The organism is Pseudomonas sp. R4-15 (assembly GCF_055768815.1).
The window spans coordinates 684675-705180 of sequence record NZ_CM147293.1; the positions used below are offsets into that span (position 1 = coordinate 684675).

The 20506-nt window shown below is 67.2% G+C and carries 19 protein-coding genes; 11 read left to right on the plus strand and 8 right to left on the minus strand.

Features of this window, described 5'->3' with window-relative positions:
• Nucleotides 1-20: 20 nt before the first annotated feature.
• From ACYRGX_RS03245 to ACYRGX_RS03255, 3 genes are all read right to left on the minus strand, one after another.
• Complete coding sequence (locus tag ACYRGX_RS03245; protein ID WP_473055177.1) at nucleotides 21-1490, minus strand: GGDEF domain-containing protein; 1470 nt, start codon at nucleotides 1488-1490, stop codon at nucleotides 21-23.
• Between the two features lie 159 nt (nucleotides 1491-1649).
• Nucleotides 1650-3593, minus strand: coding sequence for an AAA family ATPase (locus ACYRGX_RS03250; protein WP_473055178.1), 1944 nt, complete (start codon nucleotides 3591-3593; stop codon nucleotides 1650-1652).
• A 219-nt stretch (nucleotides 3594-3812) separates the two neighbouring features.
• A complete protein-coding gene (locus ACYRGX_RS03255) occupies nucleotides 3813-4025 on the minus strand; it encodes a DUF3820 family protein (RefSeq protein WP_473055179.1) in 213 nt (70 codons plus the stop codon).
• 173 nt (nucleotides 4026-4198) lie between these two features.
• Here ACYRGX_RS03255 and pcsA point away from each other — a divergent pair, with 173 nt between their 5' ends.
• From pcsA to ACYRGX_RS03295, 8 genes are all read left to right on the plus strand, one after another.
• Nucleotides 4199-4924: a phosphatidylcholine synthase gene (gene pcsA / locus ACYRGX_RS03260; RefSeq protein ID WP_473055180.1), complete on the plus strand. Its 726-nt coding sequence runs from the start codon at nucleotides 4199-4201 to the stop codon at nucleotides 4922-4924.
• Between the two features lie 93 nt (nucleotides 4925-5017).
• Nucleotides 5018-6196 carry a C17 cyclopropane fatty acid synthase CfaB gene (gene cfaB, locus ACYRGX_RS03265; RefSeq protein WP_473055181.1) on the plus strand — a complete coding sequence of 393 codons (1179 nt, stop codon included), beginning with the start codon at nucleotides 5018-5020 and terminating at the stop codon, nucleotides 6194-6196.
• Between the two features lie 60 nt (nucleotides 6197-6256).
• Nucleotides 6257-8017, plus strand: a complete 1761-nt coding sequence (locus tag ACYRGX_RS03270; RefSeq protein WP_473055182.1) for a sensor histidine kinase — start codon at nucleotides 6257-6259, stop codon at nucleotides 8015-8017.
• Nucleotides 8014-9342 (plus strand): sigma-54-dependent transcriptional regulator, encoded by a 1329-nt coding sequence (locus tag ACYRGX_RS03275; protein ID WP_473055183.1) that lies wholly within the window; start codon nucleotides 8014-8016, stop codon nucleotides 9340-9342. The genes ACYRGX_RS03270 and ACYRGX_RS03275 overlap by 4 nt, the downstream gene beginning before the upstream one ends.
• A 180-nt stretch (nucleotides 9343-9522) precedes the next feature.
• Entirely contained in the window at nucleotides 9523-10476 is a 954-nt protein-coding gene (locus tag ACYRGX_RS03280; protein WP_473055184.1) for a TAXI family TRAP transporter solute-binding subunit, read from the plus strand.
• A gap of 129 nt (nucleotides 10477-10605) precedes the next feature.
• Nucleotides 10606-12630 (plus strand): TRAP transporter permease, encoded by a 2025-nt coding sequence (locus ACYRGX_RS03285; RefSeq protein ID WP_473055185.1) that lies wholly within the window; start codon nucleotides 10606-10608, stop codon nucleotides 12628-12630.
• Nucleotides 12627-13025 carry a DUF1850 domain-containing protein gene (locus tag ACYRGX_RS03290; RefSeq protein WP_473055186.1) on the plus strand — a complete coding sequence of 133 codons (399 nt, stop codon included), beginning with the start codon at nucleotides 12627-12629 and terminating at the stop codon, nucleotides 13023-13025. Before ACYRGX_RS03285 ends, ACYRGX_RS03290 begins: the two co-directional genes overlap by 4 nt.
• A gap of 78 nt (nucleotides 13026-13103) precedes the next feature.
• Nucleotides 13104-13589, plus strand: a complete 486-nt coding sequence (locus ACYRGX_RS03295) for a GNAT family N-acetyltransferase (protein ID WP_473055187.1) — start codon at nucleotides 13104-13106, stop codon at nucleotides 13587-13589.
• Nucleotides 13590-13613: 24 nt separating this feature from the next.
• Here the strand turns inward: ACYRGX_RS03295 and ACYRGX_RS03300 are convergent, their stop codons facing one another.
• Nucleotides 13614-13973, minus strand: coding sequence for an NADH:ubiquinone oxidoreductase (locus ACYRGX_RS03300; RefSeq protein ID WP_473055188.1), 360 nt, complete (start codon nucleotides 13971-13973; stop codon nucleotides 13614-13616).
• A gap of 74 nt (nucleotides 13974-14047) precedes the next feature.
• Between ACYRGX_RS03300 and ACYRGX_RS03305 the strand changes: the two genes are divergently transcribed.
• Together ACYRGX_RS03305 and ACYRGX_RS03310 are read left to right on the plus strand one after the other, a co-directional pair.
• Nucleotides 14048-15022, plus strand: a complete 975-nt coding sequence (locus tag ACYRGX_RS03305; protein ID WP_473055189.1) for a CobW family GTP-binding protein — start codon at nucleotides 14048-14050, stop codon at nucleotides 15020-15022.
• 41 nt (nucleotides 15023-15063) lie between these two features.
• The gene (locus tag ACYRGX_RS03310) at nucleotides 15064-15942 is read left to right on the plus strand and encodes an alpha/beta fold hydrolase (protein WP_473055190.1); all 879 of its coding nucleotides are present in this window, start codon (nucleotides 15064-15066) and stop codon (nucleotides 15940-15942) included.
• A gap of 4 nt (nucleotides 15943-15946) precedes the next feature.
• On the opposite strand, the gene ACYRGX_RS03315 is transcribed toward ACYRGX_RS03310, so the two are convergent.
• From ACYRGX_RS03315 to ACYRGX_RS03330, 4 genes are all read right to left on the minus strand, one after another.
• Nucleotides 15947-16507, minus strand: a complete 561-nt coding sequence (locus tag ACYRGX_RS03315; RefSeq protein WP_473055191.1) for an NADPH-dependent FMN reductase — start codon at nucleotides 16505-16507, stop codon at nucleotides 15947-15949.
• 48 nt (nucleotides 16508-16555) lie between these two features.
• Nucleotides 16556-17026 carry a DUF3301 domain-containing protein gene (locus tag ACYRGX_RS03320; RefSeq protein ID WP_473055192.1) on the minus strand — a complete coding sequence of 157 codons (471 nt, stop codon included), beginning with the start codon at nucleotides 17024-17026 and terminating at the stop codon, nucleotides 16556-16558.
• Between the two features lie 87 nt (nucleotides 17027-17113).
• The gene (locus ACYRGX_RS03325) at nucleotides 17114-18040 is read right to left on the minus strand and encodes a hydroxymethylglutaryl-CoA lyase (protein ID WP_473055193.1); all 927 of its coding nucleotides are present in this window, start codon (nucleotides 18038-18040) and stop codon (nucleotides 17114-17116) included.
• A gap of 112 nt (nucleotides 18041-18152) precedes the next feature.
• Nucleotides 18153-19355 carry a CaiB/BaiF CoA transferase family protein gene (locus ACYRGX_RS03330; RefSeq protein WP_473055194.1) on the minus strand — a complete coding sequence of 401 codons (1203 nt, stop codon included), beginning with the start codon at nucleotides 19353-19355 and terminating at the stop codon, nucleotides 18153-18155.
• Between the two features lie 180 nt (nucleotides 19356-19535).
• Between ACYRGX_RS03330 and ACYRGX_RS03335 the strand changes: the two genes are divergently transcribed.
• Nucleotides 19536-20435 (plus strand): LysR family transcriptional regulator, encoded by a 900-nt coding sequence (locus ACYRGX_RS03335; RefSeq protein WP_473055195.1) that lies wholly within the window; start codon nucleotides 19536-19538, stop codon nucleotides 20433-20435.
• Nucleotides 20436-20506: the final 71 nt, after the last annotated feature.

A 20506-nucleotide genomic window follows, 5' to 3' on the forward strand; every position in this document is an offset into this window, starting at 1 on the left:
GAACGAAACGTCAACAGACCCTAGCCCTCGAACAGCTGGACCCGATTGCGGCCGGCGTGCTTGGCGCGGTACAGGGCTCGGTCGGCGTTCTCCACCAGTTGCTGGGGGGCTGTTTCGCCGAGGCTCAGGGCCACGCCGATACTCACCGTCAGGTAACCCCCCAGGCCTTGCGGGTGTTGGATACTCAATTCCGCGACGCACTCGCGGGCGCGCTCGGCGATGTCCAGCGCGGCGCGCTCGTCACAACCGGGTAGCACCAGGACGAACTCCTCGCCGCCATAGCGTGCGGCGAGGTCGTCCGGTCGGCGGCGCAGTTCGTCCAGGCAGCGGGCGACCTTGCGCAGGCAGCGGTCACCGGCGGGATGGCCAAAGTGGTCGTTGTAGGCCTTGAAGTGATCGATATCGAGCATCAACAGTGCCAGCGGCGAGTTGTTGCGATGGGCCAGCGCAACTTCGCGGTGGAGGGTCTGATCGAGCTGCCAGCGGTTCGAGAGTCCGGTCAGGCCGTCGTGCAGTGCCTGCGCCGCCAGCTCCGCGTTGGCCTTTTCCAGGGCCTGCTTGGCGTCTTGCAGGTCCTGCTCGCCGATCGCCCGCAAGCGCACCTGCTGCAGCAGATGACAGCCGAGTAGCGCGAATACCGCGAGCGCCAGCAGGAGCAGGCTGAGGGTGTAGCGTGCCAGAAGGCTCCAGGACTCCATCGCGGCGTGCTCGCCCAGGGCGACGGTGACCAGCATCGGATAGTGGGGCAGGCGCTGGAAGGCGAACAGGCGCTGTACCCCGTCGATCTCCGAGCGATGCGAGGCCGTACCCTGCTGTTCTTCCTTGGCTCGCCTGACGAAGATGGTATTGGACAGCTCGTCACCGATCTCCCGTTCGACACTCGGCATGCGCAGCAACAGTCGGCCATCCTGGAGGACCAGGGCAACGCTGCTGTCGGCAGACAGCGAGAAGCTCGTGTAGAAGTCCGTGAAGTGGCTCAGACGCAGGCGCGCGATTATCCAGCCACCGCCGGGCAGGAGCTGATCGCTCAGCCGGCGGCCGAGCGAAAGACTCCGGTCCCCGCGGGCGTCCCGCGAGGGCAGCCCGATCAGCAGCTCGCCCTTGCCGTCGAGGGGCTGCAGGTTCGCGGCGGCCTCATCGCCCTCCTGGCGCGGTCGAGAGCTGGCCAGGACGTGGCCATCGTCCTGCATCAGCAGCAGTTCGTCCAAGCCGCGGAAGGTTCGCTGGTGTGCCTGCAGCAGGCGCGACAAAGCCTGCGATGAAAGCGGCTCGCTGCTGAGCGCGCGTAGCTCGCGGAGCGAGGTCAGGGTGCTGATCAGCACCCCATCGGTCTGATCGAAACTGGATTCGGCCTGTCTGGCTACCGCCTTGGCAAGGTTGGCGGCTTGGGTTTGCAGCTGCAGGTACTGCAGCTGGCGGTTCTGCCAGAGCAACGCCAGGGTCGCACAGGAGAGGACCGCGCAGCAGAACACTACGAACAGGGCAGTCAACAGCGGAAGCTTCGGCCTCCGTCCATGGTGGCCGTCAGGCCTTGGGCGCATCCTGAACGACTCGGAGGTGATAGCCTTGTGATACTGCCCTATCCGCTGGCGTGATGCCAATCCAGCGGAGAGTCGTGTGCTACGAAAAGGCAGGACACGCGCCGAGCCTCAAGCCATGCGTGGGCCGCCCTCGCTCTCGCCGGGGTGCGTCGGCCCAGGTGCGCGGGTATCGAAACGGCTGCTGGCGACCCGCGCCAGCGGTTCGCGGTCGGCCAGGGAAAGCCCTTCGCACGCCGCCTGCAGGTCGTGCAACGGCAAGCGCGCGATGGCCTCGCGGATTGCCTCGCCGGGTACCGTTTCCTCGGTGAGCAGTTGCTCCACCACCTCGTCCAGCGCCGGGCGCAGGCGCTGCAACAGCAGCAGGCACTCGCCGTCGAGGGTACGTAGCAGGTTGTCGGCGGCGGCCAGCGTTGCGCTGCCGTCATGTTCCAGGCGCGCCTCGCGCACCGCCTGCAGGCTCAGCAACGAGCCCTCGGGGCCCATGCCCAGGCTGCCGACCATCGACAATGCCAAGCGCGAGGCTTCCTGCAGGTCCTGGCCGGCACCGGAGGACACCTCGTCGAAGTACAGCCGCTCGGCGCCGCGCCCGGCCAGCAGCATGCGGATACGGGCACGCAACTCGGATTCCAGGTGCAGGCGCTTGTCTTCGGCGGGGGTCACCAGGGTCACCCCCAGGGCCTGGCCACGGGGCAGGATGGTGACCTTCTCCACCTGGCCGGTGCGCAGCGCCGCAGCGACCAGCGCGTGACCGGCCTCGTGTACGGCGATGCGCTTGCGTTCACTCTCCGACAGCGGCGAAACGCCGTCGGGTTTCTCTCCGATGCGCTGGGTCTCGATGGCATCGATGAAATGCGCCATGGCGACCCGCTCTACGCCTTCGCGGGCGGCGAGCAGCGCCGCACCATTGGCGATCGAGGCGATGGCTGCCGGGGTCAGGCCGATGCTGGCGCGTGCCAGGGCGGCGAAGTCGAGGTCGTCTGCGCCGCGCAGGCGACCGGCGTAGAGGGCGAACAGCGCCTCGCGATCGGCCAGGCCCGGCAGGCCGACGGCGATGCGCCGGTCGAAGCGGCCCTCGCGCAGCAGGGCTGGGTCCAGTGAGTCGGGGAAGTTGGTGGCGCCGAGTACCAGTACGCCATTGGCGTCCTCGAAACCGTCCAGTTCGGTGAGCAGACGGTTGATGATGCGGTTGCCCTCGGCGTCGCTGGAGCGGGTCTGCTCGGCGCGCTTGCCGATGCCGTCGATCTCGTCGATGAACACGATGCACGGCGCCAGGCGCCGGGCGTCGCGGAACAGCGCGCGGACCTTGGCGATGCCGACGCCGAAATACATGGAGGAGAAGTCGCTGCCGGTGACCTGCAGGAAGGCCGCATCGCATTCCTCGGCCAGCGCCCGGGCCAGTTGCGTCTTGCCGGTGCCGGGCTCGCCGGTGAGCAGCACGCCGCGCGGCGGGCGAGCACCCAGAGCGGCGTAGCGCTGCGGCTCGCGCAGGTAGGAGAGCACGTCTCCCAGGGCTTGCTTGGCCTCCTGCGCGCCGATCACCGCAGCGAAGCCGGGGCCGCTGCGGCGCGCCCCGCCGCGGCGTCGTTGACGCCAGGCGAAGGTCGCGGCGAGTGCCAGCAGGCCGAGCAGCAAGGTGCCGAGCAGCCAGAAGCGCAGCTGACTGGGGGATTTTTCCAGGACCAGTGGGAAGCGCTGTTCGGGATCGGCGGCATAGCGTTGCAGCAGCAGGCCGGCGAGTTGCCCGTCGTTGTCGGCGAGCCAGTAGCGGCTGCCATCGCGCAGGCGTGCGTAGATGGCCTGATCGGTGATCATCACGCCATCGAGGCGGGCCTGGCGCCAGTCCTCGAGCAGTTCCGAGAGTTCGCCGCGGTGCGCGTTCCAGGCTTCTGGCTGCTGGGCCAGGGATTGCCGCAGTAGTGCGGCGGGCGCCGTGGCCGGCTCGCTGACGGAAGGACGCAGTAGCCAGGCGGCGCCCGCGATGGCCAGCGACAGGGCCAGACAAAACACGATGAGCGGCCAGGCGCGGCGCAAGCGGCGAAGCAGGAGAGGCATCTCGATGATCCTGGCGGGTACACACCCGACTTCTGACGTCCGCGATGCGCGGACCGGGGCGCACGCCTCCTGGCAGGAGGGGGCGTCTGGCCAGCATACGGCGCTTTGTCAGACACGCAGTTGCCGTTGGTCAGCGCGTTGCGACGCATCGACAGGTTGCAGGGTCCAAGGCGGCGCACTGCGCCATCGAGCGCCGGTGCCCGCTGGCGGGCGTCGGACTCAGCGCTGGCGCAAGGGATCGAGCAGGGGTTTCAGGCCGTTGTGGTCGATCTCCTGCATCAGTTGCAGCAGACGGCCAATCTCGCCGGGGGGGAAGCCGGCACGGGCGAACCAGTTGAGGTAATGACCGGGCAGGTCCGCCAGCAGGCGTCCCTTGTACTTGCCGAAGGGCATCTGCCGGGTGACCAGCAGTTGCAGGTCCTGCGCTTGCATGGGGGACTCCGAGAGGGGATTGCCCAGCTTCGCCCGGCATCGCCTCGCGGGCAAGTCCGATGCGACGGCGATGCCGAAAGCGCAGCCGAGTAGTACCATGTACGGGCACCAGCTACGGTTATCCACTGTCTGTAATTCACACGATCGCGAAGGGCGTTATGCAAGTGTCGACTATGACTTCCAAAGCGGGATCCAAGCTGGAGCGGGCCATCGCCTGGTCGGCCCACGGAATCACCGCCACCGGCGTGTTGCTGGCGCTGATGGCCACCCTCGCGCTGTTCGAGAGCCGTCCACAGGCCTGTCTGTTGTGGCTGGGCGCCGCGCTGCTGGTCGACGGGCTGGATGGCACCTTCGCCCGCCGCGCCAACGTCAAGACCATGCTGCCGTACTTCGACGGCTCGACCCTGGACCTGGTGATCGACTACCTCACCTACGTCTTCATCCCGGCGATCTTCATCTATCGCTACGTGGAGCTGCCCGACTACTGTGCGCTGGTGATGGTTTGCGTGATCCTGGTGTCCTCGCTGTTCTGCTTCTGCAACCTGAACATGAAGAGCGCGGACAACTACTTCGTCGGTTTTCCGGCCGCCTGGAACATCGTCGCCCTGTACCTGTACCTGCTGGCACCACCCGCGTGGCTCAGCCTGGCGATCATCGTGGTGCTCGCGGCGCTCACCCTGACGCAATTGAAGTTCATCCACCCGTTCAGGGTGCGCCGGCTGATGCCGCTGAACATCCTCATGACGTTCGCCTGGATGGGCGCCAGCCTGTTGCTGATCCTCCGCGAAGGCGCCCCCGCCGGCGCGCTGCGCTGGCTCTGGCTGGCCATTTCCGCCTATTTCGTCGGTATCTGCCTGTGGCGCAGCCTGCTGGACTGGAAGGTCCGTCGCTTCGATTGAACGCGACTATCGGATCGATAGGGTGACAACGAATCAATTCGGACTACCTTTAAGCGTTGCTTGAAACATTCTGCAACGAGGAGGGAAGTTCCGATGCTATCGATGCCAGACAGCCTGCGCGATCTGCAACTACCCCTGCGGCTTCGTCTATGGAATGGCCAGGAAGTCGACGTCGGTAGCGATCCGGTCGTGACCCTGGTGCTCAAGGACCCGGCGACGCTCTCGCTGTTGAACCATCCGTCTCTCGATGCCCTGGGTAGCGGCTATGTCGAGGGGCGCCTGGATATCGAAGGACCGATGAGCCAGGTCATCGGCCTGGCGGACCGCCTCTGCGAGGCGCTGGGCGAGGAGCCTCTCGACGAGGTTCTGCACGAGTCCCATGACAAGGCCACCGACGCTGCTGCCATCGCCTACCACTACGATCTTTCCAATGAGTTCTACCGGCTCTGGCTGGATCCGCAGATGGTCTATTCCTGCGGCTATTTCCCCACCGGCGAGGAAAGCCTGGAGCAGGCCCAGCTGGCGAAGATGGAGCACCTGTGTCGCAAGCTGCGGCTGCAGGAAGGCGACTACCTGCTCGACGTCGGCTGCGGGTGGGGCGGTCTTTCGCGCTACGCCGCGCGGGAATACGGCGCCAAGGTGTTCGGCATCACCCTCAGCCGCGCCCAGCTCGAGCTGGCGCGCCAGCGGGTCGCCGAGGAGGGCCTGGGCGACCGCGTGCAACTGGAGTTGATGGACTACCGCGACCTGCCCGGCGATGGACGCTTCGACAAGGTCGTCAGCGTCGGTATGTTCGAGCACGTTGGCCATGCCAACCTGCCGCTGTACAACCAGAAGCTGTTCGAGGCGGTCCGCCCCGGAGGGCTGGTGATGAACCACGGCATCACCGCCAAGCACGTCGATGGCCGCCCGGTGGGGCATGGCGCGGGCGACTTCATCGATCGCTACGTGTTTCCCCATGGCGAGCTGCCGCACCTGGCGTTGATCAGCGGATGCATGTCCGAGGCGGGGCTGGAAGTGGTCGATGCGGAAAGCCTGCGCCTGCATTATGCGCGGACCCTGGCGTTCTGGAGTGATCGTCTGGAGGCGCGCCTGGACGAGGCGGCGGCAGTGGTGCCGGAACAGGCGCTGCGCATCTGGCGGCTGTATCTGGCCGGCTGCTCCTATGCCTTCGCCCGTGGCTGGGTGAACATCCACCAGGTACTCGGCGCGCGACCTTACGAGGACGGCAGCATCGACGTGCCCTGGAGTCGCGCCGACCTCTATCGCTGAGGTCGATGCACCGGCGCGTGGCATGCCTTACCATGCGGCGAAACATCGTCCCGGTAAGCCATGCCGCCGCGCCCCGTTCGCCCTCGTGTTCTGCTGATCGTCCTGGCCATTGGCCTGGGCCTTTGCCTGTGCAGCTGGCTGGCCGGCCGCTACGCCGAGCGTCGTACCCTGCAGGAGCGCGGCGGCGAGGCGTTGGCGCAGCTCGAGCTCTACGCGCAGAACATCCATACCCTGGTCGAGCGCTTCCGCTCGGTGCCGGCGCTGCTGGCGCTGGATCGCGACATCATCGGACTTCTGCAGGCGCCGCAGGACCTCGAGCGCCGTCAGGCGCTGAGCGAACGCTTGCAGCGGCTCAACGCCGCGGCCGGCTCCACCGTGCTCTACCTGCTGGACGCCGAAGGCGAGACGCTGGCCGCGAGCAACTGGTATGAGCCGAGCAGCTTCGTCGGCTACAACTACGCCTTTCGCCCCTACTTTCGCGACGCCGTGCGCGATGGCTCCGGCCGCTACTTCGCGGTGGGTGTCACCACCGGGGTGCCCGGCTACTTCCTGTCCGAGGCGGTACGCGACGCGCAAGGCGTGCTCATCGGCGTGCTGGTGGTGAAGCTGGAGATGGAGCACCTGCAGCGCGATTGGGTGATGCAGCCCGGCATCCTGCTGGTGGCGGACGCGCATCGCATCGTCATCCTGAGCAACCGTCCGGTCTGGCGCTTCGCGCACCTGGGCGCACTGCCCGACGCCGCCGGACTGGCCTCCGCGCAGGCGCGCAAGTACGCCGGGCAGCCGCTCTCGCCGCTCTCCATCGAGCTGCGCGAGGCGCTCGACGGCAGTAGCTCCCGGCGCCGCGTCGAGGGGCCGGAGGGGCGCCATGACTATCTGTGGACGCAACTGTCATTGCCCGAGGAGGGCTGGACGCTGCACCTGCTGCAGGTGGAGCCGCTGGCCGGGCTCGGCGTGGTGCGCAGTTATCGCCTGGCCGCGGCCGGGGTGTGGATGACCCTGGCACTGCTGGTGCTCTACCTGGTCCAGCGGCAGCACAACCGCCGCCTGCGGCAACGCAGCCGAGCGGAGCTGGAGAGCCTGGTAGAGGCGCGCACCGCCGAGTTGCGCACCGCCCAGGACGAACTGGTGCAGGCCGCCAAGCTCGCCGCACTGGGGCAGATGTCCGCGGCACTGGCGCACGAACTGAATCAGCCGCTGACGGCCATGCGCATGCAGTTGGCGAGCCTGCGCCTGTTGCTTGCCCAAGGCCGCGGCGAGCAGGCGGAACAGGTGCTCGAACGCAGCGAATCGCTGCTCGAGCGCATGGCCGCGCTCACCGGCCACCTGAAGACCTTCGCGCGCAAGAGCCCGGCTGGTCTGGGCGAGCGCCTGGCGCTGGCGCACGTCGTCGAGCAGGCATTGCAACTGTTGGCGCCGCGGCTGCGGGGTGAGGGTATCGAACTGCAGGTGGACGTGGATCCGGCCGCCCAGGTGCGGGGCGACGCCATCCGCCTGGAGCAGGTCTTGCTCAACCTGCTGCAGAACGCCGTGGATGCGATGCACGACCGCGCGCGGCGGCGCCTGTGCATCGGCTGCCGGCGCGAGGGCGAGGCCTGGGTGCTGAGCGTCGCCGACACCGGCGGCGGTATCGCCGCCGAGAACCTGGGCAGCGTGTTCGATCCCTTCTTCACCACCAAGCCGGTGGGGCAGGGACTGGGCCTGGGGCTGGCGGTGTCCTACGGTATCCTGCGCGATCTGGGCGGCAGCCTGGAGGTGCGCAACGAGGCCGAAGGCGCGCTGTTCCGGGTGCGCTTGCCGGTGTTGGAGGAAGCAGAATGAATGGCGAAGTCATCTTCATCGACGACGAGGCGCCGATTCGCGAGGCGGTGCAGCAATGGCTGGGGCTGTCCGGCCTCAGCGTGCGTTGCGAGGCGGACCCCGCCCGTGCGCTGGCGGCGCTGAGTCGCGACTTCGCCGGCGTGGTGGTCAGCGATGTGCGCATGCCGGGCATGGATGGGCTGCAGTTGCTCGAGCGCCTGCAGGCGCTCGATGCGGAGCTGCCGGTGATCCTGCTCACCGGCCATGGCGACGTGCCGATGGCGGTACAGGCGCTGCGTCAGGGTGCTTATGACTTCATCGAGAAGCCCTTCAGTCCCGAGCGCCTGCTGGAGAGCGTGCGCCGCGCCCAGGACAAGCGTCGGCTGGTCTGCGAGAACCGCCGCCTGCGTCAGCAGGTGGCCGGGCAGAGCGGCATCGAGGCGCAACTGCTGGGCGTTTCCCAGGTCATGCAGCAGTTGCGCCGACAGGTGCTGGAGTTGGCGCAAACCTCGGTCAACGTCCTGATCCGCGGCGAGACCGGTAGCGGCAAGGAGCGCGTTGCGCGTTGCCTGCACGACTTCGGCCCGCGCGCCTCGCAGCCCTTCGTCGCGCTCAACTGCGCGGCGATTCCCGAAACCATCTTCGAAAGCGAGCTGTTCGGTCACGAGAGCGGGGCCTTCACCGGTGCCCAGACGCGACGGGTCGGACGCATCGAGCACGCGGATGGCGGCAGCCTGTTCCTCGACGAGATCGAAAGCATGCCGCTGGCGCAGCAGGTCAAGCTGCTGCGCGTGATCCAGGAGCGCAGCCTGGAGCGACTGGGCTCCAATCGCAGCATCGCGGTGGACCTGCGGGTGATCGCTGCGGCCAAGCCGGACCTGCAGGACGAGGTGCGAGCCGGACGTTTCCGCGAAGACCTGCTGTATCGGCTGAATGTCGCCGAACTGCGTATCCCGCCGCTGCGCGAGCGCCGCGAGGACATCCCGCTGTTGTTCGAGCACTTCACCCGGCAGGCGGCCGAGCGCCATGGCCGGCAGCCCCCGGCATTGCCCACCGCGCGTCTGGCGCGTCTGCTCGCCCATGACTGGCCGGGCAACGTGCGCGAGCTGATCAACGCCGCCGAGCGCTTTGCGCTGGGCATCGCCGTGGTCGAGGAGGAGGCGCAGCCGCAAGGCTCGCTGGCGCAGCAGATGGAGGTCTTCGAGGCACAGTGCCTGCGCCAGGCGCTGCAGCGTTGCCGGGGCAACATCACCGAGGTGATGGCGTTGCTGCAGATTCCCCGACGCACCCTCAACGAGAAGATGCAGCGGCACGGCCTGCAGCGGGGCGATTACCGGGAAGAGTGAGCGGAAATTTGCCGATTCGGCGATGGTAATCAGCGGATTTTCGCCTATTTCGTGCGCTGTGTACCGCGTCGACCCCCATTAGCACGGGATTTCCTCGGCTGGCACGGGAGCTGCTAATGTCTCTTGGCACGGGTGTCGAAGAACGCCCGCAGACCTGAATAAGAACAATGGAGTGATCCCATGTCCCTGAAGAAACGCTTCGGCCTCTTCGCCGCGGCCGCTGCGCTGACCGCCAGCACCGCCGCTTTCGCAGCCCCCACCTTCATCAACGTCCTCACCGGTGGCACCAGTGGTGTCTACTACCCCATCGGCGTCGCCCTGTCGCAGCTCTACAGCAATGGTATCGAGGGTTCGAAGACCTCGGTGCAGGCGACCAAGGCCTCGGTGGAAAACCTCAACCTGCTCGAAGCCGGGCGCGGCGAGCTGGCCTTCGCCATCGGCGATTCGGTATCCGATGCCTGGAACGGCACGGAAGAGGTCGGCTTCAAGAAGCCGCTGAAGAAGCTGCGCGCGATCGCCGCGATCTACCCGAACTACGTACAGGTGGTCGCCAGCCAGGAATCCGGAATCAAGACCCTGGCCGACCTGAAAGGCAAGCGCATCTCCGTCGGCGCGCCGAAGTCCGGTACCGAGCTCAACGCGCGCGCCATCTTCAAGGCCGCCGGGATGAGCTATGAGGACATGGCCAAGGTGGAATTCCTGCCCTACGCCGAGTCGGTCGAGCTGATCAAGAACCGCCAGCTGGATGCCACCCTGCAGTCCTCCGGCCTGGGCATGGCCGCGCTGCGCGACCTGGCTGCCACCATGCCGGTGAACTTCGTGGAAATCCCCGCCGAGGTCGTGGCGAAGATCGGTAACCCGGTCTACCAGTCCAAGGTGATCCCGGCCAACACCTACGATGGCCAGACCACCGACGTGCCGACCGCCGCCATCTCCAACATCCTGGTCACCCATGAAGGCGTCTCCGACGAGGTCGCCTACCAGATGACCAAGCTGATGTTCGATAACCTCGATCGCCTGGGCAACGCCCACGCCGCGGCCAAGGACATCACCCTGGAAGGCGCGGTGAAGAACCTGCCGATCCCGCTGCACCCGGGTGCCGAGCGCTACTACAAGGAAGTCGGCGCGCTCTGATCCCTTGCGCTTGACGCGGCGGCCGCCAGGCCGCCGCTCCTCCCTAGAGGCACCGGCAAAGCCCGTGCGCAGTACGCCGCGCGTGGCTTCGTCAGCGGCTCTTATTTTCGAAACTCCGAGGCACTCTTCATGAGCGATCCGCAACAGGGGCTGCACGATAGCCCTGCGAGCTGGCCGAAGGCGCTGTTCGCCGTCGCCTTGCTGTTCTCCGTGTTCCAGATCATCACCGCCGCCTTTCATCCGGTCTCGACCCAGGTGCTGCGTGCGGTGCACGTCGGCTTCCTGCTGCTGGTGGTGTTCATCAGCTTTCCGGCGGTCGGCAAGGGCCGTCCGTGGCAGCCGCTGGGCTGGCTGCTGGGCCTGGCCGGCATGGCCACTGCGGTCTACCAGTGGGTGTTCGAGGTCGAGCTGATTCAGCGTTCCGGCGATCTCAGCACGAGCGACTTCATCATCGGCATCCTGCTCATCGTGCTGGTCTTCGAAGCGGCGCGGCGGGTGATGGGTATTGCCCTGCCGATCATCTGCGGGCTGTTCCTCGCCTACGGCCTGCTCGGCCAGTACCTGCCGGGCGACCTGGCGCACCGCGGCTATGGTTTCGACCAGATCGTCAACCAGCTGTCGTTCGGTACCGAAGGCTTCTACGGCACCCCGATCTACGTGTCGGCGACCTACATCTTCCTGTTCATCCTGTTCGGCGCCTTCCTCGAACAGGCGGGGATGATCAAACTGTTCACCGACTTCTCCATGGGCCTGTTCGGCCACAAGCTCGGCGGTCCGGCCAAGGTCTCGGTGGCGTCCTCGGCGCTGATGGGCACCATCACCGGTTCGGGCGTGGCCAACGTGGTTACCACTGGGCAGTTCACCATCCCGCTGATGAAGCGCTTCGGCTACCGCTCGGCGTTTGCCGGCGGCGTCGAGGCCACCTCCAGCATGGGTAGCCAGATCATGCCGCCGGTGATGGGCGCCGTGGCCTTCATCATGGCCGAGACCATCAACGTGCCCTTCGTCGAGATCGCCAAGGCGGCGCTGATTCCGGCGCTGCTGTATTTCGGCTCGGTGTTCTGGATGGTTCACCTGGAAGCCAAGCGCGCGAACCTCAAGGGCCTGCCCAAGGACCAGTGCCCGAGCGCCTGGGGCGCGGTGAAGAAGAGCTGGTACCTGCTGATCCCGTTGGCGGTGTTGGTCTACCTGCTGTTCTCCGGGCGTACGCCATTGTTCTCCGGGATGGTCGGCCTGGCGCTGACCGCCATTGTCGTGCTCGGCTCGGCGATCATCCTGCGGGTGTCGAACTTCGGCCTGCGCATCGCCTTCTGGATCGCCCTGGGGCTGCTCTGCACCGGCTTCTTCAAGCTCGGCATCGGCGTGGTCTTCGCGGTGATCGCGGTTCTGGTGGTCGCCTGCTTCTTCGTCAAGGGTGGCCGCGAGACGCTCAAGGTCTGCCTGTTCGCACTGGTCGAAGGCGCGCGCCATGCGGTGCCGGTAGGTATCGCCTGCGCCCTGGTCGGGGTGATCATCGGCATCGTCTCGCTGACCGGGGTGGCTTCCACCTTCGCCGGCTACATCCTCGCCGTGGGCAAGGACAACCTGTTCCTCTCGCTGCTGCTGACGATGATCACCTGCCTGGTGCTGGGCATGGGCATTCCGACCATCCCCAACTACATCATCACCAGTTCCATCGCCGCACCGGCGCTGCTCGACCTGGGCGTGCCGCTGATCGTCTCGCACATGTTCGTCTTCTACTTCGGCATCCTCGCCGACCTCACGCCGCCGGTGGCGCTGGCCTGCTTCGCCGCGGCGCCGATCGCCAAGGAGACCGGGTTGAAGATCAGCCTGTGGGCGGTGCGCATCGCGGCGGCCGGTTTCGTCGTGCCGTTCATGGCGGTCTACAACCCGTCGCTGATGCTGCAGGGCGACAGCCTGTGGATGACCGCCTACATGGTGATCAAGGCCGCCTTCGCCATCACCCTCTGGGGCATGGCCTCGATCGGTTACCTCAAGGGCCGACTGGCCTGGTGGGAGCGGCTGGTCGCCTTCGCCGCGGGCGCTACGCTGATCATGGCACTGCCGGCGACCGACGAAATCGGCTACGCCCTCGGCGTGCTGCTGATCGCCCAGCACCTGTGGCGCAGCCGTGATCGCGCGGTTACCGCGTGATCGGGCTGTGCCTTGGCCTGGCGGGCGCGGTATGGGCACAATTGCCCTACCGCGACTTCACCCTGGCCTGGTACCACACCATCGAGCACATTCGCTGGGAAGAGGATTATCGCGTCACGCCGGACGGGCTGCTGCTCGGCGAGGCGCGAGTCAAGGGCACCGGCGCCGGCATGGAAATCCCTGACGGCGCCGTGTTGCGCGATGGCAGCTGGCACTACCAGAACCAGATACCGCCATTGCAGCCCCTGCGGGTCGGGCGTACGCCCGAAGCGGGGGATTACTTCATCTGTCATGACGGGCAATGCAATGCCCTGAGCAAATGGCTGGGCCCGCCACAAGCGAGCCGGCCTGCGCTCGAACTCTGGAGTTGCGCGCAATCCAGCCCGGCTGGTTGAGCACAACTGCAGGACCCGAAGCCCACCGCGAGGTGGGTTTCGCTTTTTCAGACCCCGCTTTCGGCAAGGAACTGCAACATGCTTCGCACCTGGTACCTGGAAATGCTCGAGCCCGCGCAGCTACGGGGCAAGGCGCTTCCCGCCGCGCTGAGCGTGGTGGAAGTACAGCGCCCACAGTTCGCCTTCAATCGCTTTCTCTATCAATTGGTGGGCGGCCCCTGGGCCTGGACCGACAAGCTTTCCTGGAGCGATGCGCAGTGGCGCGAGCTGGTGGAAAGCGATTCCCATCGCACCTTCGTCGCCTATCGGCAGGGTGCCATCGCCGGCTACTACGAATTGCAGCGGCCCGATGCTCGTAACGTCGAGATTCTCTATTTCGGACTCGCCGTCGACTGTATCGGCGAAGGTTTTGGCGGACCCTTGCTGACTCACGCCCTGGACAGCGCCTGGTCCTGGGCGGGAACCGAGCGGGTCTGGGTCCACACCTGCTCGCTGGACCATGCCGGCGCTCTGGCGAACTACCAGGCGCGCGGCATGCGCATCTACCGGGAGGAGGACGCCTGAGCTGTTCCACGTGGAACGCGTGCTTCAATCCCCTGTGTGCCAGGTTCCGCCGCTCTGCTCGGCACAGGCCGGGGCGAGGAAGCGGGCATCGCTGGCGACGCCGTAGTAGTGGATGTCCTGGCGATAGGGCACGCCGCCGGCGTGGGCGCCGCGGCAGACGCCAAAGGCGCCTTGCGGGCATTGCGCGACGAACTCCACCTCGGTTTGCTGTCCCTGTAGCTGCGGCTGGCAGAAGCCTTCGCGAAACAGCGATTCGGGGATATCCACGTTCGCCTGGCACAGCTCCACCGAGACCCCCTGCGCCTGGCTGCGTATGATGCAGGCCTGGGCAAAGGCCGTGCTGGCAAGCGACATCAGCAAGGGCAGTAGCAGCAACGCGCGCATGGTGGCTCCGGTGATCGGCGGCGAGGCGCACGTTAGCACGCCCAGTGGCGGTCCGCGTGGATGACGAGGTCCAAATGCTCGAACAGATTCCCACCCATCTGATTGCCGGGTCCCTGGGAGCCGGCAAGACCAGTTTGCTGCGCCAGTTGCTCGCGCAGCGCCCGGCGGCTGAGCGCTGGGCGCTGTTGATCAACGAGTTCGGCGAAGTCGGCCTGGATGCGGCGCTGCTCGCCCGTGACGAAGAGGGTGTGAGTTTCGCCGAGGTCGCCGGGGGCTGCCTGTGCTGCGTCAACGGCGTGCCGTTTTCCGTGGCGCTGGGCCGCCTGCTACGCCGTGCGCGGCCACACAGGCTGTTCATCGAGCCTTCCGGCCTGGGGCATCCCGCCGCCCTGCTGCAGCAACTGAGCGCAGCGCCCTGGCGGGACGTGCTGGCGCTGCAGCCGCCGGTACTGGTACTCGATGCGGCTGCACTGGCGGCTGGCCAGTCCTTGCCGCCGGCCCAGCAGGACATGCTGGCCAGCGCCGGTCTGCTGCTGCTGAACAAGGCCGAGGGGCTCGATTCGGCGCAGCGCGATGCGATAGTGGCACGTCTGCCGGAGCGTCCGCTCTACTGGACCGAGCAGGCTTATCTACCGTTCACGGGGTTACCCAGCGCGCCGCCGGCGATGGCGCAGAGCGGCTTCGCGCTGGATGGGTTACCCCAGGGGACGGCGCCCTTTCCGCTGCTCTGGAGCGACCCGAGCGTTCCGCTGAGGCAGATCCAGGATGCAGCGGAAGGCTGGAGCGTCGGCTGGCGCTTCCACCCCTCGCAGCGTTTTGCCTGGGAGCCCTTGCAGGCCTGGCTGGCCGCGCAGCCCTGGCAACGCGCGAAGCTGGTGATCCAAACTGCGGAGGGCGGACGTGCCCTGAACCTGCTGCCGGGCTCCGCGTGCGACTGGCAGCCTAGCGCCTGGCGCCGCGACTCGCGGATCGAGCTGATCTTCGCCCAGGCGCAGGACGTCGCCGCGCTGGAGCAGGGGCTGATCGAGTGCCGAACCGATAGCGTTTGAGCCGTCCCCGGCCTTCCATAACAACAAAGGACAGCGTCTCCATGCATCTACTCCCCTGGTCCCATTCCTGCTCCGCCGGCTTTACGCTGCGCGGTTGGCGTAGCGAGCCCAGTGGCAAGCCCTTGCTGCACTTTCTCCACGGCAATGGCTTCTGTACCCGGGTCTATTCACCGATGCTCGCGGTGCTGGCCGAGGATTTCGATCTCTGGCTGTGCGATCTGCAGGGGCATGGCGAGTCGGACCACGGCGGCCGCTTCCTCGGCTGGAACCGCAATGCCGCGCTGGCGGTGGAGGCCTTCGAGGCGGGCCGTGGCCTGTTTGGCGAGGTGCCGCGCTATGCCCTGGGCCACAGCTTCGGCGGCGTGCTGAGCAGCCTGATCCTCGCCGAGCACCCCGAGCTGTTCCGCCGCGCGGTGCTGCTCGACCCGGTGCTGTTCAGTCCGGCGATGATTGGTGCGATGGGCACCACTATCCTGCTGGGACTGCAGCGCCGCTTGCGTCTGGCGCGTGGCGCGGCGCGTCGGCGCCAGCATTGGAGTGATCGCCAGGCGGCCTTCGATGCGTTCCACGGCCGCGGGATCTTTCGCTACTGGCGTGACGATGCGCTATGGGCCTACGTGGAGCATGCCCTGGGCGATGCAGAGGATGGCGGGGTGCAGCTCAAATGCGCGCCCAGCCGCGAGGCCGAGGTCTTCAGTTCCTTCCCGCGGCGCCTGTGGCCCTCGCTGCGGCGCCTGAGCACGCCGACGCTGCTGCTGCATGGCCACGACACCTACCCCTTCGTCAGCCGTGCGGCGGCGCGCCTGTGTGCGATCAACGCGCACGTGACGGCGCGCGCGGTGGAGGGCGATCACTGTTTCATGCAGGCCCAGCCGGAAGCCACGGCCACCCGGGTGCGTGACTTCCTGCTCGGCGCCTGACCGATCAACTCCCGACGTGGCGTCCGACCCACTTCGCATAAGCGTCGATGAAGCGCTGCAGGAACGGCTTCACGCTCTCGCTCAGCTGACCCTGCTCGTCGAAGAAGGCGCCCGCACCACCCAGGTAGGCCTCGGGCTGCTGCATCATCGGCACATCGAGGAAGACCATGCATTGGCGCAGATGCTGGTTGGCGCCGAAGCCGCCGATGGCGCCGGGCGAGGCGCTGAGGACCGCGCCGGGCTTGCCGGTGTAGCAGCTCTTGCCATAAGGCCGCGAGCCGACGTCGATGGCATTCTTCATCGGTGCGGGAATCGAACGGTTGTACTCGGGCGTGACGAACAGCAGCGCGTCGGCCGCGCCGACCTCGCTACGGAAGCGCCCATAGGCGGCGGGCGCCGCATCGCCATCGATGTCTTCGTCATACAGCGGCAGATCGCCGATCTCGACGATCGACAGGTGCAACGAGGAGGGGGCCAGTTCCGCCAGCGCCTGTGCCAGTTTGCGATTGATGGAGGCCTTGCGCAGGCTGCCGACGATGACGGCGACCTTGTGAACCTTGCTCATGCGGAGAACTCCCAAGTGCGTGTGGAATATCCACTATAGACCGCTCGGTCACGCTCTTGGTTTGCTCTGCCTTTCATTGGGATGGTCGCGGCGCCATTGCTCCAGATGCACCACGTTGTTGGGCTGGGCTTGGCGGGGCGCTTCCGGGGCCACCACGGGCAGCGCTGCGCCGGGCAGGCTTTGCTGGCGATCGCGGGTCGGCGAGGGGCTGGGATGGGGCTCGAGCTCGATGCGCCCGAGCTGGCCACCGAACATCACCAGGCTGCCGGCGTGGCGTTGCTCGCCGGTGACGGTGAATTCGAACCCGTAGACGCGCGCCAGGCGGCGCCGGCCCTTGGCATCGGCGAGCCAGGCGAAGCGGCGCAACGCCACCGCGTCGTCGAGCAACTGGACATCGGCCTTGGCACAGTGACGGCGCACCTGCTGCAGGGCCCGTTCGCGCACGCCATGTCCATGCCACAACCAGGCGCCGATGGCGCAGAGCAGCAGGAACAGCGTGAGATTGCCTAGCGTGAGCATGACGGGACTCGCCATGGAATGTGCGCTGAGCTTACCCGATCCGGCGCCCGCGGGAGAAGGGGCGCCGGGCCATCACCCGGCGCCGTGTCAGGCCTGCAGCGAGCGGGGCCGTGGATACTGACGGTCAGCCTTGCCGGCCTTGAGGATCGCCCCCGGCACATCGTGGTCGAGCAGTCGTGGCAGGCGCGCCGCGCAGGCGAGCAGGGCATCGAGGTCGACGCCGGTGTCCAGGCCCATGCGCGCGAACATGTGTACCAGGTCTTCCGTGCAGATGTTGCCGCTGGCGCCGGGCGCGTAGGGGCAACCGCCGAGTCCGCCGAGGGAGGCGTCGAAGCGCAGGATGCCGCTGTGCAGCGCCGCCAGGGCATTCGCCAGGCCCATGCCGCGGGTGTTGTGAAAGTGCGCGGTGAACTGCAACTGCGGCCAGCGCGCCAGCACCTGCTGGCAGAGTCGAGCCACCTGCGCCGGATCAGCCATGCCGGTGGTGTCGCAGAGGGTCACGCCTTGCACGCCGATCTCCAGCAGGCGTTCGATCAGTTGCAGTACCCGCGCCTCGGGCACCGCGCCCTCGAACGGGCAGCCGAAGGTGGTGGACAGCGAGGCGTTGACGAACACGCCGCTGCCGGCGCTGGCGCGGACGATCTCGGCGAACTGCAGCAGCGATTGTTCCGGGGTCATGCGCAGGTTGGCCAGGCCGTGGGTGTCGCTGGCCGACATCACCAGGTTGATCTCGTCCACCTGGCAGGACAGGGCGCGCTCGCAGCCCTTCAGGTTGGGCACCAGCACGCTGTACTCGACGCCCGGCTGGCGGGTGATGCCGCGCATCACCTCTTCGGCGTCGCGCAGGTTGGGAATCGCCTTGGGCGAGGTGAAGGAGGTCACTTCGATCTTCGCCAGGCCGGTGCGCGAGAGGGCGTCGATCAGCGAAATCTTGTCTTCGGTAGGGACGAAGCCGGGTTCGATCTGGAAGCCGTCACGGGTGGCGACTTCCTGGATGTAGAGGCGTTGGCTCATGGTCGGGTCCTGGGGGTGTCGAGTGCGTAGCTGGGTCGAGCGCAGCGACAGCCGGGGGCGATGTCCTGGGTATCACTGCGTTCAACCCAGGCTACGGGCTGGTGGGCGTGGTTCAGATGATCCCGCGTTCGCGCAGGCCGGCGACCTGTTCGTCGCTCAGGCCGAGACCGGCGAGGATGTCGTCGCTGTGCTCGCCCAACTGCGGACCGCCGGCGCCGATGCGACCGGGCGTGCGGCCCAGCTTGGGCAGCACGCCGGGGACCTTCAGCGGACCGGTGGAGGTCTGCACCTGTTCGATCATGCCGCGCGCCAGGTAGTGCGGGTCGGCGACGATGTCGGCGGCGGTGTAGGGGAAGCCGGCCGGCACGCGGGCTCCCTTGAGGGCTTCGATCACGGCGTCGCGGCTGTGCTGGCGGGTCCATTCGGCAATCGCCGTGTCGATCCGCTCGGCCTGCTGCGCGCGGCCGTCGTTGTGGGCCAGTGCCGGATCGTCGGCCAGGTCCTGGCGGCCGATCAGCGTCATCAGGCGCTTGTAGATGGAGTCGCCGTTGCCGGCGATCAGCACGTAGGCGCCGTCGTTGCACGGGTAGGAGTTGGACGGAGTGATCCCCGGCAGCGCGCTGCCGGCCGGCTCTCGCACGTAGCCGAAGGCGTCGTACTCCGGCACCAGGCTCTCCATCATGGCGAACACCGACTCGTACAGCGCCACGTCGATCTCCTGGCCCTGGCCGCTGCGGGCGCGCTCCTGCAGGGCCAGCAGCACGCCGATCACGCCGTACAGCGAAGACAGCGAGTCGCCGATGCTGATGCCCACGCGCACCGGCGCCTGGCCCGGATAGCCGGAGAGGTGGCGCAGGCCGCCCATCGCCTCGCCGATCACGCCGAAACCGGGCAGGTCGCGGTAGGGACCGGTCTGCCCGTAACCGGAGATACGCAGCATGATCAGCTTCGGGTTGAGCGCGGCGAGTGCCGCGTAACCCATGCCCCAGCCTTCGAGGGTGCCGGGACGGAAGTTCTCGATCAGTACGTCGGCCTCGGCGATCAGCCGGCGAGCGATGTCCTGGCCTTCGGCCTCTCGCAGGTCGAGGGTCAGCGAGCGCTTGTTGCGCGACTGCACGTGCCACCAGAGCGAGGTGCCGTCCTTGATCTTGCGCCACTTGCGCAGCGGATCGCCGACGCCCGGCGGCTCGATCTTCACCACCTCGGCGCCGAACTCGCCGAGCAGCTTGCTGGCGAAGGGGCCGGCGATCAGTTGGCCCATTTCCACCACTTTCAGCCCCTGCAGTGGCAGGGCGCCGTCCGTTCGTTCAGTCATCGCATTCACCTTGTTGCCGGTTTTTGCCTGCATGGCGCGCAGCATGCCGCTGACAGCGGGGCTGGGCAATTACCGGATTGCCAAGCTAGGCTTCGCGTACGACGAAGGAGGGTGTAGGCAATGCCTCTCCAGGAAGATTTATCCACAGGAGTTTTCGCCTGAGGCGAAGCCGGAGGTTCGATGCGCCGCGTCGATTTCATCACGCTCAAGCTGTTCGCGGCGATTGCCGATGCGCGCAGCCTGACCCGCGCCGCCGAGCGCGAGCACCTGGCGCTGGCCGCCGTCAGCAAGCGTATCAGCGATCTGGAGGCGCAGTTGGGCACCGCGCTGCTCTATCGCCAGCCCAAGGGGGTCGAGCTGACGCCGGCCGGGCATGCGCTGCTGCACCATGCGCGCAACATGCTCGACAGCCTCGAACGAATGAGCGCCGACCTCTCCGAGTTCAGCCTCGGGGTGAAAGGCCACGTGCGCATCCACGCCAATACCTCCGCGGTGATCGAATTCCTCCCCGAGGACCTGGCGGCGTTCACCCATCAGCATCCGGAGGTGAAGATCGACCTGGAAGAACGCGTCAGCAGCGAAACCCTTCGCGCCGTGCGCGAGGGGTTGACCGATATCGGCATCTTCGCCGGGCATCTGCCGGCGGACGGCCTACAGGTGTTCGCCTACCGCCGCGACCAACTGGCGCTGGTGACCCCGGCCGACCATCCGCTGGCCGGGCGCCAGCGCCTGTGGCTGCGTGAGGCCGCCGGTTTGGACTTCATCGGTCTGCAGCAGGATGCTTCGCTGCACAGCCTGCTGCAGCACACCGCGCATCAACTCGGCATGCCGTTGCGCTTGCGCATCCAGGTGCGCAGCTTCGAGGCGATCTGCCGGATGATCCACACCGGGATGGGCGTCGGCGTGCTCCCGGAGCAGGCGGTGCGCACCTACCTGCCGAACCTGTCGCTGGCAGTGATCCCGCTCGCCGACAGCTGGGCCAGCCGCGAGCTGAAGATCTGCGTGCGCGGCCTCGAGGGCCTGCCGGTCACCGCGCGGCAGATGCTGGCGCATCTCACTGGACGCGAGGACCTGGCGTGACCCTCGCGATTGGCGAAGCCTGCGGGCATAAAGACTGGGCTACGGGTATCGGCTTCGCGTAACGCGAAGGC